This window comes from Myxococcales bacterium (genome assembly GCA_016712525.1).
Taxonomy (GTDB): Bacteria; Myxococcota_A; Polyangia; order Polyangiales; family Polyangiaceae; genus JAAFHV01.
On the sequence record JADJQX010000008.1, the window covers coordinates 143762 to 158295 of the forward strand.

Annotated in this window: 14 protein-coding genes; 8 read left to right on the plus strand and 6 right to left on the minus strand. The window is 69.5% G+C overall.

All coding sequences use genetic code 11. The features are described 5' to 3' along the window. Positions 1-2: 2 nt before the first annotated feature. Positions 3-1475, minus strand: coding sequence for a DEAD/DEAH box helicase (locus IPK71_30110; protein ID MBK8218003.1), 1473 nt, complete (start codon positions 1473-1475; stop codon positions 3-5). Positions 1476-1747: 272 nt separating this feature from the next. On the opposite strand from IPK71_30110, the gene IPK71_30115 reads away from it, so the two are divergent. After that, positions 1748-3364, plus strand: coding sequence for a hypothetical protein (locus tag IPK71_30115; GenBank protein ID MBK8218004.1), 1617 nt, complete (start codon positions 1748-1750; stop codon positions 3362-3364). Between the two features lie 12 nt (positions 3365-3376). On the opposite strand, the gene IPK71_30120 is transcribed toward IPK71_30115, so the two are convergent. The 3 genes from IPK71_30120 to IPK71_30130 all read right to left on the minus strand — a co-directional run bounded on the left by IPK71_30120 (position 3377) and on the right by IPK71_30130 (position 7678). Continuing rightward, complete coding sequence (locus tag IPK71_30120) at positions 3377-5026, minus strand: glycoside hydrolase family 44 protein (protein ID MBK8218005.1); 1650 nt, start codon at positions 5024-5026, stop codon at positions 3377-3379. Positions 5027-5186: 160 nt separating this feature from the next. Then, positions 5187-6014, minus strand: a complete 828-nt coding sequence (locus tag IPK71_30125; GenBank protein MBK8218006.1) for an alpha/beta hydrolase — start codon at positions 6012-6014, stop codon at positions 5187-5189. 110 nt (positions 6015-6124) lie between these two features. Then, positions 6125-7678 carry a TolC family protein gene (locus IPK71_30130; GenBank protein ID MBK8218007.1) on the minus strand — a complete coding sequence of 518 codons (1554 nt, stop codon included), beginning with the start codon at positions 7676-7678 and terminating at the stop codon, positions 6125-6127. 396 nt (positions 7679-8074) lie between these two features. Between IPK71_30130 and IPK71_30135 the strand changes: the two genes are divergently transcribed. Both IPK71_30135 and IPK71_30140 read left to right on the plus strand, forming a co-directional pair. Further along, a complete protein-coding gene (locus tag IPK71_30135) occupies positions 8075-8458 on the plus strand; it encodes a hypothetical protein (GenBank protein MBK8218008.1) in 384 nt (127 codons plus the stop codon). A gap of 42 nt (positions 8459-8500) precedes the next feature. Then, on the plus strand, positions 8501-9280 hold the full coding sequence (locus IPK71_30140) for a haloacid dehalogenase-like hydrolase (GenBank protein MBK8218009.1): 780 nt from the start codon (positions 8501-8503) through the stop codon (positions 9278-9280). A gap of 6 nt (positions 9281-9286) precedes the next feature. Here IPK71_30140 and IPK71_30145 read toward each other — a convergent pair whose 3' ends face one another. Continuing rightward, positions 9287-9451, minus strand: a complete 165-nt coding sequence (locus IPK71_30145; protein MBK8218010.1) for a hypothetical protein — start codon at positions 9449-9451, stop codon at positions 9287-9289. Positions 9452-9566: 115 nt separating this feature from the next. Between IPK71_30145 and IPK71_30150 the strand changes: the two genes are divergently transcribed. The 5 genes from IPK71_30150 to cyaY all read left to right on the plus strand — a co-directional run bounded on the left by IPK71_30150 (position 9567) and on the right by cyaY (position 13503). Then, complete coding sequence (locus IPK71_30150) at positions 9567-10709, plus strand: acyl-CoA dehydrogenase family protein (protein ID MBK8218011.1); 1143 nt, start codon at positions 9567-9569, stop codon at positions 10707-10709. 2 nt (positions 10710-10711) lie between these two features. After that, on the plus strand, positions 10712-11428 hold the full coding sequence (locus tag IPK71_30155) for a hypothetical protein (GenBank protein MBK8218012.1): 717 nt from the start codon (positions 10712-10714) through the stop codon (positions 11426-11428). A gap of 98 nt (positions 11429-11526) precedes the next feature. Further along, on the plus strand, positions 11527-12678 hold the full coding sequence (locus IPK71_30160) for an acyl-CoA dehydrogenase family protein (protein MBK8218013.1): 1152 nt from the start codon (positions 11527-11529) through the stop codon (positions 12676-12678). Between the two features lie 94 nt (positions 12679-12772). Continuing rightward, on the plus strand, positions 12773-13156 hold the full coding sequence (gene apaG / locus IPK71_30165) for a Co2+/Mg2+ efflux protein ApaG (GenBank protein ID MBK8218014.1): 384 nt from the start codon (positions 12773-12775) through the stop codon (positions 13154-13156). Positions 13157-13179: 23 nt separating this feature from the next. Continuing rightward, positions 13180-13503, plus strand: coding sequence for an iron donor protein CyaY (gene cyaY / locus IPK71_30170; protein ID MBK8218015.1), 324 nt, complete (start codon positions 13180-13182; stop codon positions 13501-13503). A 22-nt stretch (positions 13504-13525) separates the two neighbouring features. On the opposite strand, the gene IPK71_30175 is transcribed toward cyaY, so the two are convergent. Next, entirely contained in the window at positions 13526-14506 is a 981-nt protein-coding gene (locus tag IPK71_30175) for a serine/threonine protein kinase (protein MBK8218016.1), read from the minus strand. Positions 14507-14534 lie beyond the last annotated feature (28 nt).

Genomic DNA, 14534 nt, shown 5'->3' on the forward strand with positions numbered 1-14534 from the left:
GCCTACCTTCCGCGAGGAGGTCCGACGCGCGGCCCCGACGGGCCACCGCCACCCTGGCGAGGCCGACCGCCGCCGCCACCTTGACCGCCGCCCGGCCCGCGGCCACCGAAGCCGCCACCGCCGCCGCCACGGCCACCCGAGCCGCCGCCCCGCGACTCTTGGCGCGGAGGACGAGGGGGCTCGGCCGAGGCCGTGCGCGCCGGGAGCTCGACGCGGAGCTCCGAGATGCGGCGCTTGATGAGCTTCTCGATGTCGGCGAGCAGCGGGCGCTCTTCGCCGTCGCAGAACGAGATGGCGCGGCCCGTGGCGCCCGCGCGGCCGGTCCGGCCGATGCGGTGCACGTAGCTCTCGGGCACGTTGGGGAGGTCGAAGTTGATGACGTGCGAGACGCCGTCGACGTCGATGCCGCGGGCGGCGAGGTCGGTCGCGACGAGCACGCGGGTCGTGCCGGCACGGAAGCCCTCGAGGGCGCGCTCGCGAGCGCCCTGGGACTTGTTTCCGTGGATCGCCATGGCGCCGATGCCGGCCTTGTCGAGCTGCTCGGAGAGCCTGTTGGCGCCGTGCTTCGTGCGCGTGAACACGATCGCGCGGGACACGTCGGACGCGCCGAGGAGGCGCTCGAGGAGCACACGTTTGTCGTCCCGGTGCACGAAGACGACCTGCTGATCGACGCCCTCGGCCGTGGTGACCTTCGGGGCGATCGAGACACGGAACGGATCCCGCAACATGGTGCGCGCGAGGTCCTCGATGGCGCCCGGGAACGTCGCCGAGAAGAAGAGCGTGCGGCGCTCCTTCGGGAGGAGGGAGTTCACGCGGCGGACGTCGTGCACGAAGCCCATGTCGAGCATGCGATCGGCCTCGTCGAGCACGTAGTCGTTCACGCCGGAGAGCGTGAGCTTGCCCTGCGCGACGAGGTCGAGGAGCCGCCCGGGGGTGGCGACGAGGATGTCGGGCTGCTCCGCGAGCGCGACCTCTTGCCGGAGCTGGCTCACGCCGCCGTAGATGACCACGTGGCGGAGGCCGAGGTTCCGACCGTAGGCCTCGATGCGCTCGCCGATCTGCGCCGCGAGCTCGCGCGTGGGCGTCAGGACGAGCACGCGGACCTTGCCGGTCTTGGGGAGCGCGGCATGTTTCTGGAGGAGCGGGAGGACGAACGCGGCCGTCTTCCCGGTGCCGGTCTGCGCGCACGCGAGGAGGTCGCGTCCCTCGAGCGCGGGCCGCACGACGGCCTCTTGGATGGGCGTGGGCTGCGTGTAGCCCTCGGCGAGCAAGGCCCGCACGAGGTCGACGGAGAGCCCGAGGGCGCTGAAGGGCGAGGCCGCGACGACGGCGAGCTCGTCGGCCGTGGCCGGCGCGAGCCTCGGGAGCACGGGGCGCTCGGGCAGCTTGGGGAGGTTCGGCAGGTGGGCGCGTTGCGCGGGGGCCGAGGTTCGCGGCGAGCCACCTTGGGGGCGCCGGCGAGGACGAAACGTCATGTCGTAGTGCTTTTTCACGCGGCGGGGCCGTGAGGCAAAAGTGCCAGGTCGCTCTCTCCGCGCCGCGTCGAAGCCGGAAACGACGTGACGCAAAGACCCGGAATTCATGAGAAAACCTCATGCCGAGCTGCGTCAACGAGGGAAGAGTTAGCTCGGTTTCGCCGAAAGAGCAAGGCGGCGCCCGAAAGTCCCCTGGATGAGCTGTCTGAACATTCGTTCGCCATGACGGATTCCGTTGATCGGCCGGGCGGTCTCGGGCACCCGATGAAGTCATGCCCCATCGCTCGGCGAAGGTCCTCGGGTTCGCGGCCTTTGCTCTGACCGCGTCGTGCTCGACCTGGGACGACCCCGGTCCCACCTCGCCCGAGGGCCCGGCCGAAGCGCCGCGGACCACGGCGAAACCGTCCGCCGAAGCCGCCGCTTCACCTTCGGCATCGGCGAGCGGCGGGCCCATCGTCCCCGTGCCTCCGGTGCCGTGGGCGAGGGAGAGCATCCATCCGGTGAGGTGGACCGTCCCTACCGACACGACCGGCCTGAACGAGTCGGTGCGCATCGACGAGAGCCGCGACGGTGGCGCCACGTGGACGACCGTCGGGTACGCGCCCATGGAGGAGCGGTACTTCCGTTACAAGGTGCCGTCCGAGGGCCCTCCCGTGACACGCGTGTCGATCGTGTTTCGCACCTTCGACGGTCGCGGCAACGAGATCGTCGTGCGACGAGACCAGGGCCCCGACGTGACGCTCACTCCGTCGAAGCGAAAGAGCTACACCTGGACCCGCGTCGCCGAGAACGCTCCCTTCGGCCCTCGGGACGGCGCGGGCGGCGTCGTGCACGCCGGGAAGATGTGGCTCATCGGCGGGTGGAACTCGAACCGCTTCCCGCTCTCGACGGGAAACGACGTGTGGAGCAGCGCCGACGGCGCGAGCTGGACGCTCGAGAAGCCCAACACGTTCGTCTCGCCATCCACCTTCGACCACGCGAACGACTGGGAGGGGCGCCACTTTGCCGGGTACCACACGTTCGGCGGCCGCATGTGGATCGTGGGCGGTGACCCGATCCAAGGTTACTACCAGACCGACGTGTGGAGCAGCGCGGATGGCAAAGCCTGGACGCGCACCGACGCCTACCAACCGAAGCTTCCCTACACGTCGGTCGACACGGATCCCTTGAGCGCGACCTTCGGTCAGACCCTCTACGACGACACGGTGCGCCCTCGCGAGGAGACGAGCTTCGGGAAGCGCACGCTGGCCCTCACGGGCGTCTTCCAAGGTGCGCTCTTCGTCATGGGCGGGCAGCGCATCGAGCAGTTCGTGAACGCGAGCGTCGGAGGCGCGGCGAAGGCCTTCGACGACGTCTGGCGCTCGACCGACGGCGCGAGCTTCGCGCAAGTCCCCACCGCGGGCGCGATCTTCTCACCTCGCGCGCTCGTGTCGGAGGTGGTGGAGCACGGCGGTCGGATGTGGGTCGTCGGAGGCGGCCTCTACGACGATCCGACCGCGGGGCGCCCCTCGCGCAGCTACTTCAACGACGTGTGGACGTCCCCGGACGGCGCGGCGTGGGAGAAGAGCCCCAGCGAGGCTCCGTTCGCGCCTCGCATTTGGCACAACGTGAAGGAGCTCGACGACCGGGTGTGGGTGCTCTGCGGGTACGACGGCGGGGAGCTCGGCCAAGGGCGCATCGCCGACAACCTCGGCGACGCCTGGTACACGAGCAACGGCACCGACTGGTACGACGCCTCTCCCCCACCCGACTTCGTCCCACGCCACGCGGCCACCACGTGGGTGCACGGAGGCTCGCTCTACGTGGGCGCGGGGAACGCGATGCGGGCCGAGCCCGATGGCTCGTCGACCTGGATCGCGGACGTGTGGAAGGTCACCCCAACCCCTTGATCCAAAAGGGGTTTACGACCCCCCGAGCTCGAGCACCGTGATCGAATAGGGCGGGAGCTTGAGCGCGGTCGCGTCGCCCGTCGCTTTCTCTTCGGTGAAGCCGCCCTTGCCCGCGTAGACGAACTTGCGCTTGATCGCCGCGCCGCCGCAGCCGCTCCACTCGAGGGTCGCGTCGATCTCTTTGTCGGCCTCGAAGTTGAGCACGATGGCGACCATGGCCTTCGTCTTCGGATCGCGCGAGACGAAGAGGCTCGTCCCGTGGAACGACTCGCTCTTCACGAGCTCGTCCAAGAAGCGCGCGCCCTTGCCGTCGTAGTTTCGGTACGCCAAAAAACCCTGGAACGCGGGCTGCTCTTTCTTGGGCGCTTGCCAGTAGAACGCCGAGTCGACGCCGAACTCGGCGAAGCGCCCGAACGTCTCGGCGATCGCCAGCGCCGACGAGACGTGGCCCTCGGCGCCGAAGTTCCACTCCCCCACCTGGAGCTTCGTGCCGGGGTAGGCCTCGGCGATGATCTCCTTCATGCGAGGGATGAGGTAGATGCGATCCTTGATGTACGACTCGTCGACGTAGCTCTTGTCCCAGAGGGCGCGCGTCGCGCGGAAGCGCTTCTGCACGGTGAACGGGTCCTCGCCGCCGGACATGTCGCGGTTCTGGATGTTCTCGCCTTGCGGGTAGAAGTGAACGTCGAGCACGTCGAGGTAGCGCTTTTTGTCCTTCTCGCCGGCCTCGCGCATCTTGCGGAGGTACCACGCGAGCAGCGGCTCGCCGCCGTGGGCCTTGCGATCGGGGGCCCAGAAGAAGCCCTCTTTTGCGTCCTTCGCGGAGTAGAAATACTCGGGCCAGCCCCACGCCGAGGGGCCCGCGATCTCGCCCTCCGGGTCGGCCTCGCGAACGGCCTTCGCGTAGGCGAGGCTCTTCTCGAGGAGCTCGTCGTAGGTGACGGGCCAGGGGTGCACGTCCCTGTGGGTGCTGTTCCAGAGGGCCGGCTCGTTGTCGAGGAGCCACTGCTTCACGCGGCGCTTTCCGGCCTTTTTGTCAGCCTCGAGCAGCCGCTTCACCCACGCACCCACCATCTCGGGGGTGCTCTTCACGTTCGCGCGGGCCGGGTCGGCCGAGAGCTCGACGCCGCTCGAGGTCTGGCCGTTGCCCTTGTCCTTCTTTTCGTCCTCGGGGTCGACCTTGGCTTGGTTCCCGTACTCGGCCACGGGGAACGAGTACGAGGTCGTGTCCTTCGCGACCCAGCCGAGCATGGGCACCGTGACGGCCGCGCTCCCGCCCGACTTCTCCGCCTTGTCGAGGAAGGTCTCGGTGCTGTCGATCTTCACGTTCTGGAAGAACCAGTCCGAGGCCGTGTTCCACGCGTTCCCGAGCTCCGGGTTGTAGCGCGTCGTCGTGTTGCCGCCCCACCTGTGCTGCGTGGCGCCGAGCTCCTTGGGGGCGTCGGCGAAGGCGATGCCGTAGATGCGCGGGCTGATGGGCGTCCCGGGCTCGGTGCACAGTACACGCATTTTCCCGGACGTCGTCGGCGAGACGCCGGGCGGGCGCGGGCCACCCTCGGCCACGGGGACGGGTGGGATCTTGGGACGGGTGGCGAAGTACGCGGCCCCGGATGCGACCACGACGAGCACGAACGCGATGCCGACGACCTTGGCTTTTTTCATTCCCGTGACGAACGAGCGTACCAAACGGCGCGTACGCTCGGGGAAGCTTCTTCGGCGCCGCGTAGAGCACACGAACGGGCCACGTTGACCCGTCGGTCACCCGAACATTCCGCGGGCGCGCGCCGCTTCGGCCGTTCGAGAGCTCGACCGCGCTCTCGCCTCAGCGGCCCGCGAGGAAGGGCCTCGCGACCTCGAGGAAGGTCTCGGGCGCGTCGACGTGGGCGAAGTGGGATCCCTGTTCGAGCCAGTGGAGCGTCGAGCCCTTGGCCATGGCGTGGAGGCGCGGGCCGACGGCGGGGGGCACCATCGGGTCCCTCCGTGCATAGACGAGCGCGAGCGGCACGGGGAACGTGCGCCGCGAGAGCTCGGCCGCGAACGCGCGCATGCCCCGCACCGAGAGGGTGTCGCCGAGGTACCGGGCGAAGGCGCGACGCCCCTCCTTCGTGCCGAGCGGCCGCGCGTACTCCTCGATCTCTTCGCGCGATTTCAAGGTCTCGTCGTAGTAGTGGACGTTCCGGAAGACCCACTCGCGCGGGTTCCGCGACACGAGCACGTCGAGCGCGGCCGGCGAAAAAGGCAGCCGAAACGCCCCATCCAACGCCACCATGCGCGGGGTGACGACCCCCGGAGAGTGCAGGTCGAGCACCCGGCCCGCGACCTCGGGGTGACGGAGCGCCATCCACATCGCGAGATAGCCGCCCATGGAGTTGCCGAGCACGGGCGCCCCCTCGGCGCCGAGCGCGCGCATGGCGGCGGCGAGCACGTCGGCGAGGTGCTCGGGCGCGAGGGGCACGTCGGGGTCGAGCGGCTCGCTCCGGCCGGCCCCCGGGAGGTCGGGGACCAAGAGCTCGTACGCGCCGCCGAGCCGCTCGAAGAGGTACCGGAACGAGTAGCTCGACGTCATGAGCCCGTGCACCAAGAAGAGCTTCGGGCCTGCGCCGTAGCGCTTCACGGAGAGCGTGGCACGGCCCATCGCGGGCGTGTGCACATGGACCTCCTCCGTGCGCGTCTCCGGGGAGAAAAAGGCGTGAGGGAGCCTCGGGAGGGAGGGCACCTCCGCGAACGGGAGCGGCTCGAAGGGCCTCCGCGACCGCACGGTCAGCGATCGGCGGGGCGGGTGTCGCGGCCGAGCGCGTGCTCGAGGCGCACACGCGCGGTGCGGGTGTCGATCTTCGCGTTCACGAGCTCGAGGCGGGCGCGCGTGAGCTCGGTCTCGGCGTCGGTCAGGGTGGTCGACGTGGCGCGGCCGTTCACGAAGAGCTCGCGTGCCACGCGGTACGCCTCTTCGGCGCTCGCGACCTGCTGTTTGCTCGAAGCGAGGGCGAAATCGGCCTCCTTCACGGCCTGGAACGACTGCGTGACCTCGAGCTCGACGCCGTCTCGGACGACGCTCTTCTGCTGCTCGGCGCTCGCGATCTTCGCCTCGATCTCGCGCGCGCCAGCGAGCGACGTGACCGTGTCGTTCGGCGTCCACGTGAGCTGCGCGCCGAGCGCCCAGGTGCCGAACCACTCGGTCTTCCCGTTGGCGTCGACCTGCGGGAACCTGCGCTGGTTCGGGTCGGCGTACACGGCCTGCGCGAACGCCCCGAGGCTCGGGTAGGCGCCGCCGCGGACCACCGCGATCTGCTTCTTCGCGGCCTCGGCGTTGGCGTCGATGCTCTTCACCTCGTACCGGTTCGTCTTGGCCTCGGACACGAGCTGCGGGAGCGCGCCCACGAACGGCGGCGGCTCGGCGTCGACCCCTTCGCCCGGAGTGAGCACCTCGCCCTCCTTCGCGTGGATGGCCACGGCGACCTGCTTCTCGGTGAGCTCGGCGAGGTTCTTCGTGCGCTCGACCGCGAGCTCGGCGCCGGCCACGGCCGTCTCGGCGCGGAGCACGTCGGCCTTGGAGGCCGAGCCGACCGTGAAGAGGTTCTTCGCGTCTTGGAGGTGGGTGCGCGCCGCCTCGAGGGCCTGCTTCGCGACGACCGACGCGCCCCGCGCGCGCATCCAGTTGTAGTACGCGACCTTCCCGTCGCTCGACGACTTGGCCCGCGCCGAGACGACGTCGAGCCGCGCGGCCTCTTGGCTCTTCGTGGCGGCCGAGTACGCCTGGTTGATGCGCAAAAAATAGTCCGAAATGGGGACGACGAGCTGCGCCTCGAGCGACCACTGGTTCAAGACGAGCGGGATCGTGAAGCCGCCGAAGTTGGGGGGCGTGAAGTCCGAGAGGCGCGTGTACGAGAACTTGCCGGTCAGCCTCGGCAAAAATGCGGCCCACGCTTGGTCGACCTTGGCGCCGGCGGCGCGCACGGTCTCTTCGGCGGCCTTCGCTGTGTAGCTCGTCTCGGCGGCGCGCCGACCCACGAGCTCGGCGGTGAGGGTGCCTTCGCGTGCGGCGAGGGCGTCCTGCCCCGAGGCGCTCGCGGGGGGCACCGGCGGCACGGACGAAGGGGCCTTGTCGGCAGGCGTGGGCGCGGGGGCCTTGTCGGCGGCCGCGGCCGGCGGATTTTGCGGCGCGGAGGGGGCGCTCGCGGACGCGGCGGGCGGGGCGGGAGGAGGCGCCGACGGGCCGGGCTGCGCGTTCGCCACCGAGGTGAGGCCCACCCCCGCGAGCGTGAGGGCGACGGAGAGGGCCGCGCGGCGGCGCGGGAGAAGACCAATTCGGCTCATGGGATCTCGGGCGGCAAGAGGGAGGATGCGAGCGGCAACTTAGGACGGTGGCCCTCCATTTCAACCCCTTCCGTCGGCATAATTGACCGGCGGGTCACTTTTCCGGCGCGAACGTCGGTCGAAGGCGGCTCGTGACCGACCATTCACACGCCTTGGGCCCGAGCACCGGGCGGGGCGCGTGGGAGGGCCTATCGACGGGCGCGGACGGGCCACGACGACGCTCGCGACGTTGGCACGGAATCTTCATAGGGCGCCGCCGTGCCCCGCTCCCCTTGTCCGTCGTACGAACGCGGAGCCCCCGCGCGCGCACCCGGCCGAGTATCGTCGGGCTCGTCGCGCTCCCGTCGACGTGTCTCCGAGAGCGCGGCCCGCGTCTCCCATCGAAAGGTCATCGTCATGCACCGTCTCGCCCTCGCCTTTGCTTCGGTCTCCCTGCTCGCGCTCGTCGGCTGTGGCAACGCCGCCCCCACGGTCTCGGCGTTCACGCTCGCCGTCGGCGCCAAAGACGCCGCGGGCAACACGTCCCTCGACGGCAAGGTCACGGCGACCGACCCGGACGACGGCGACCGCATCACGCGGTTCCAGATTTCGGCGACCGGCCCGGTCCCCATCCAGGCACAGCCGCTGGCCGTCCCCACGGGCATCACCGCGACCGACCTCCCCATCAAGCTCGTGCTCCCGGCCGCCGCGCCCAAGGGAGAGTACACGTTCTCGATCGTCGCCTACGACGAGGCCGAGGAGCCGAGCGCCCCCCTGACGGCCAAAGTGACGCTCCCCTGACGCTCCCTTAGCGCCGCGCGAAAGCCCGTGTAGTCTCCCTCCGTGCAAGAGATCCCGTACACGGAGGCGCTCGCGACCCTGCGCGAGCTTCGCGAGCGACGTCACCCGGGCCCCGCCCTCGCCGCCTTCGACGGCGACGGGACGCTCTGGTCGGGCGACGTGGGAGAAGATTTCCTCGAGCATCTCCTCGACGAGGACGCCTTCACCGACGTCGCCGCCGCCCTCTTTCACGACGAGGCCACGACCTACGGCGTCGCGCGGGAGGTGCGGCCCAAGGCGCAGCTCGCCACCCTCTTTCGGGCCTACGTCGACGGGACCTACCCCGAGGACCGCGTGTGCGCCATCATCGCGCTCGCCGTCGCGGGCCGGCCCTCGAGCGACGTGACCCGCGTGGCCGCCGACGTGGTGCGGGCCAAGGGCGTCGCAGGCCGCCTCCACGACGAGACCGTGGGCGTGCTCGAAGCGGCCCGCGCCTCGGGCGTCGAGGTCGTGCTCGTCAGCGCCTCCCCGCGCCCCGTGGTGGTCGCCGCCGCGGAGCTCCTGGGCCTCGGAGAGCCCGACGTCATCGCGGTCACGTGCGTCGAGGAGAGAGGCGTCTTGGGGGGGAGCCTGCTCGAGCCCATGCCCTACGGGGAGGGCAAGGCGGCGTGCCTCCGCTCGCGCCTCGCCGGGCGCCCGCTGCTCGTCTCGTGCGGCGACAACGCGTTCGACATGGCCATGCTCGCGCTCGCCGAGCTCCCGCTCGCCATCCGGCCGAAGGACCGCCTCCGCGCGATCGCCCACGAGCTGCCCGCCCTCGCCGTGCTGGGCCGCGTCGGCTGAGATGCGTCAGTGGCGACGGGCCATGTAGAAACAAAAGAGCGCGAAGAGCAGGAACGGGAGCCCCGCCAAAAGGGCGATGCGGTTTCGCTCGCCGTCGGTCAGAGGGCGACCGAGCTCTTCTTCTTTGCGCGCCAAGAGGAACCGCCCGAGGAGCACTCCGAGAAAACGCATGGCCCAAGCCTACCTCAGCTCGAGGCGGGCGTAGCACCTCACACATGAGTCACGATCCCGCGAGACGGCGCGTCGGGCGTTTACACGGCCCGCGCACGAAAGTATGACGACGCTCATGAATTTCGAGCTCACCGAAGAGCAGCGCCTGATCCGTGACACCGCCCGTGATTTCGCCGCGCGCGAGATCGCCCCCAAGGCCGCCGAGATCGACAAGAATTCGCGCTGGCCCGAGGAGATCGTGAAGCGCCTCGCCGAGCTCGGGTTCTTGGGCATGGCCATCCCGGAGGAGTACGGCGGCGGCGGGCTCGACACCCTCTCCTACGCGATCGCGATGGAAGAGATCAGCTGCGCGTGCGCGAGCTCGGGCGTCATCATGAGCGTGAACAACTCGCTCTTCTGCGATCCGCTCTACAAGTTCGGCACCGACGCGCAGAAAAAAGAGATCCTCACGCCCGTCGCCCGCGGCGAAAAGCTCGGGTGCTTCGGCCTCACCGAGCCGATGAGCGGCTCCGACGCGCAGACCATGATCACCGTCGGCGAGAAGGTCGACGGGGGCTGGAAGATCGACGGCGCCAAGAACTGGATCACGAACGGCCCCAAGGCCGACTACATCTTGCTCTTCGCGGTGACCGACAAGTCCGGCGGCAAGGTGAAGCACACGGCGTTCGTCATCCCCGAGGGCACGAAGGGCTTCACGAAGAACGCCCGTGACCACAAGCTCGGCATCCACGGCGCGCACTCGTGCACCGTGTTCTTCGAGAGCTGCTTCGTGCCCGACTCGGCCGTCGTCGGCAACGTCGGCGAGGGGTTCAAGGTCGCCATGGCCACGCTCGATGGCGGGCGCATCGGCATCGCGTCGCAGGCGCTCGGCATCGCGCGCGCCGCCCTCGCGGCCGCCACGGCCTACTCCAAGGAGCGCAAGAGCTTCGGAGTGACCATCTCGCAGCACCAGGCCATCCAGTTCATGCTCGCCGACATGGCGACCGAGCTCGACGCGGCCCGCCTGCTCACCTGGCGCGCCGCCAGCATGAAGGACAAGGGCGTGCGCCACAGCTCGGAGAGCGCCCAGGCGAAGCTCTACGCGAGCGAAGCGGCCACCCGCATCGCGCACAAGGCGCTCCAGATCTTCGGCGGCTACGGGTACTCGACCGAGTTCCCCGCCGAGCGGCACTACCGCGACGCGCGCATCACCGAGATCTACGAGGGCACGAGCGAGATCCAGCGCATCGTCATCGCCGCGAACCTGCTCAAGGCCTGACCATGAACCGCGCCCTCCTCGCCTCGATGATCCCCGTCGCTTTCGCCGTCGCGTGCGGCGGAAACGAGCCCCCCCCGAAGGGGCCCGAGCCCGTGGCGATGCCCACGCCGAACCGGGTCGAGAAGCCCAAGCTCTCGCTCTCGCAGGAGCTCGGCAGCCTCGACCCGAAGAAGGTCGACGAGGCCTTCGATCGCGCGAAGCCGAAGATCTTGGCGTGCCAGGCGAAGGGGCTGAAGCGCCTCGATTTCCTCGCCGGCGACGCGAAGTTCTACGCGCGCCTCGACACGTCGGGGAAGGTGAAGTGGATCTTCTTCGAAGAGTCCCAAATCGGGGACCGCGAGACCGAGAAGTGCGTGCTCGACGCGCTCACGAGCGTCGCGTGGCCGGCGCCCGATGGCGGCGAGGGCGAGCTTCACAAGGGGTTCGGCTACGACCTCCAAGACGCCCGCGAGCCCACCGTGTGGGGCCCCGACAAGGCCGCGCCCCACCTCGGAGAGATCGCCGACCAGGTGAAGCACTGCCGGGGCGGGAAGAACCTCTCGTTCAAGGTGACCGCGTACATCGAGCCCGAGGCGAAGCACGGCAAGGTGGCCGCCGTGGGCGTGGCCGCGGGCTCGAAGGAGGCCGCCGAGAAGGCCGACTGCATCGCCGAGGCCGTGAAGCAGATGAAGTTCCCGAGCCCCGGCGGGTACGCCGCCAAGGTCAGCTTCTCGCTCTGACACGCGCGACGAGGGCGAGAGGCCGCCGCGCCCACCGCCCCCTTCCGGCATCCGACCCGGAAGCCCCAAGAACATTCGAACGCCGAAACGAGCCTCCCATGGACCTCGAGCTCTCCGATATCCAGAATGAAATCCGAAAGATGGCGCGCGACTACGCGACGCGTGTCATCGCCCCCAAGGCCCGCGAGATCGACGAAAAAGAGATCTTCCCGAAGGAGATCCTGAAGGGGCTCGGCGAGCTCGGCCTCCTGGCCGTCAACGTTCCCGAGGAGCTCGGCGGCTCGGGCGCGGGTGTCGTCGCGTACGGGCTCGCCATGCAAGAGATCGCGGCGGCGTGCGCGTCGACGGCGGTCACGATGGCCGTCACGAACATGGTCGGCGAGGTCATCGCGACCTTCGGGACCGACGAGCAGAAGAGCGCCTACTGCCCGAAGCTCGCGAGCGGCGAGTACCTCGCGGGCTCGTTCGCGCTCTCCGAGGCGGGCGCCGGGAGCGATCCGGGAGGCATGCGCACGGTCGCCCACGACGACGGTGACTCGTGGGTCATCGACGGCGACAAACAGTGGATCACGAGCGGCGCGCACGCGGGCGTCTTCGTCGTGTGGGCGCGCACCGGCGGGAAAGACACGCACCCCGGCACGCGCGGGATCTCGTGTTTTCTCGTCGAGGGGGGCGCAAACGGCCTCAAGATCGGCAAAGCCGAGGAGAAGATGGGCATCCGTGGCTCGAACACGGTGCCACTCGTCTTCGACGGGTGCCGGGTCAAAAAATCGGCGCTCTTGGGGCAGCTCCACGGCGGGTTCAAGGTCGCCATGATGGCGCTCGACGGCGGGCGCATCGGCATCTCGTGCCAGGCGATCGGCATCGCGCGGGCGGCCCTCGACGAGGCCGTGCGCTACGCGAAGGACCGCAAAGCCTTCGACAAGCCCATCGCCGAGTTCCAAGCGATGCAGTGGAAGCTCGCCGACATGAAGACCGAGCTCGACGCGGCCCACCTGCTCGCGATGCGCGCCGCGAGCCTGAAAGAGGCGAAGAAGCCCTTCTCGCGCGAGGCGAGCATGGCCAAGCTCTTCGCGACCGAGGCCGCGAACCGCATCGTCAACCACGCGGTGCAGATCCACGGCGGCTACGGCTACATCCGCGAGTTCCCGGCCGAGCGCCACCTCCGAGACGCGCGCGTCACGACGATCTACGAGGGCACGAGCGAGGTGCAGCGCCTCGTCATCGCGCGCTCCGTGCTCGGCGGCTGACCCGCGAGCCTTGCGTGTTTCGCGCACGCGTTTCGAGCTCGACCGCTGCGAGCCCTTTACGGAATCGCGCCGAAGTGGCACGGTTCGAAGCGTCGTGTCCGTAGCCATCACACAAGGGATTCGCGTCTCGGTCTCCACCCAGTACGTCCCGGAGCAGTCGTCGCCCAAGGCGCACCGCTACGTGTTCGCGTACACCATCCGCATCGCGAACGAGGGTCCCCTCGCCGCCCAGCTGAAGAGCCGTCATTGGATCATCACCGACGGCAACGGCAAGGTCGAAGAGGTGCGGGGGCCCGGGGTCGTCGGTCAGCAACCCACGCTGCGGCCCGGCGAGCAGTTCGAGTACACGAGCGGCTGTGTCCTCACCACGCCGCGCGGTGAAATGCAGGGCAGCTACCAAATGCACAGGCCCGACGGGTCTCGCTTCGAGGCGAGCATCGCGCCCTTCCGGCTCGCCTTGCCACACACCCTCAACTGAAGGCATCGGAGGGCCGCGCCACCATGGACGAGACGACCTACTACCAGCACGCCAAGGCCGCCTTCCGCAAAGTCGAAGAGGCCCTCGACGCTCTCGGGAACGACGCCGTCGATTTCGAGCGCGCGGGCGACGTGCTCACCATCACCTTCCCGGGCGGGAAAAAATGCGTGCTCAACACGCAGCGACCGACACGCCAGCTCTGGCTCGCGGCCGACGCGAAGGGCTGGCATTTCGTGCTCGATGCGAGCACGGGCCTCTGGGTCGACGAGAAGGGCACCGGCGTCGAGCTCTACGCGCAGATGTCCGAGATCGTGCGCGCGCACGTGGGCTCGCCCCTCTCCTACTGACGGTCACGCGCCGCGCGGGCGCTCACCCCTTCTTCGAGGCAGGTGGCGGCGGCGGCGTCATCGAGATGCGCTTCACGGCGAACGTGGCGGGCTTGAGCCAGCCCGCTTGGCGCTTCTTCTCGTCGGGGAAGAGCGTCTCGATGAGGGTCGCGAGCCGCTCGGGCATCCCGGTCACGCCCCGCGCTCCGAGGAACCCGTCGAGGTCGCGACCGAGCTCCCGGGCCGATGCGTACCTGTGCTCGCGGTTGCGCTCGAGCGCGCGACGAACGATGGGCGAGAGCGCGTCGGGCACGTCGGGCGCGTGTTTGCGGACGTCGGGGATGTCTCCGCGCTGCACGGCGCGGAGGGTGTCGGCGTCGTCGTCGCGGCGGAAAAGACGGCGCGCCGTGAGCATCTCCCACAAGGTGGTACCCAGCCCGAACACGTCGCTCCGGCGGTCGAGCGGGAACTGCATGACCTGCTCGGGCGAGAGGTACGGGAGCTTGCCCTTGACGATGCCGGGCGCGCTCTTCGTGCTGCGACCGAGCACCTTCGCGAGGCCGAAGTCGAAGAGCTTCACCTCGCCGGTCCACGTGAGGAACACGTTCGTGGGGTTCACGTCGCGGTGGACGATGTGGAGCGGCGCGCCGCTCGGATCTTGGAGGTCGTGGGCATAGTGGAGCGCGTCGGTGATGCGCGCGGCGATGAACGCGGCGATCTCGGGGTGGAGGCGGAGCTTCCGCGCGACGCAGGTATCCCACACCGCGGCGAGCGTGGTGCCGAGCATGAGCTCCATCGCGATGTACGCGTGCTCGTCGGTGGCTGCGACCTCGTACGTGCGCACGATCCCAGGGTGGACGAGGCGCGTGAGGAGCTCGCCCTCGTCGACGAACATGCGAAGAATCTCGGGATCACGGCGCAGATCTTGGCGGATGATCTTGAGCGCGACCGCCTGAGGCACGGTGGGGTCCGTCGTGCGACCGAGGTACACCGTGGCCATGCCGCCGCCGGCGATCTTGGACACGATCTCGTACCTTCCAAGGCTCGTGGGG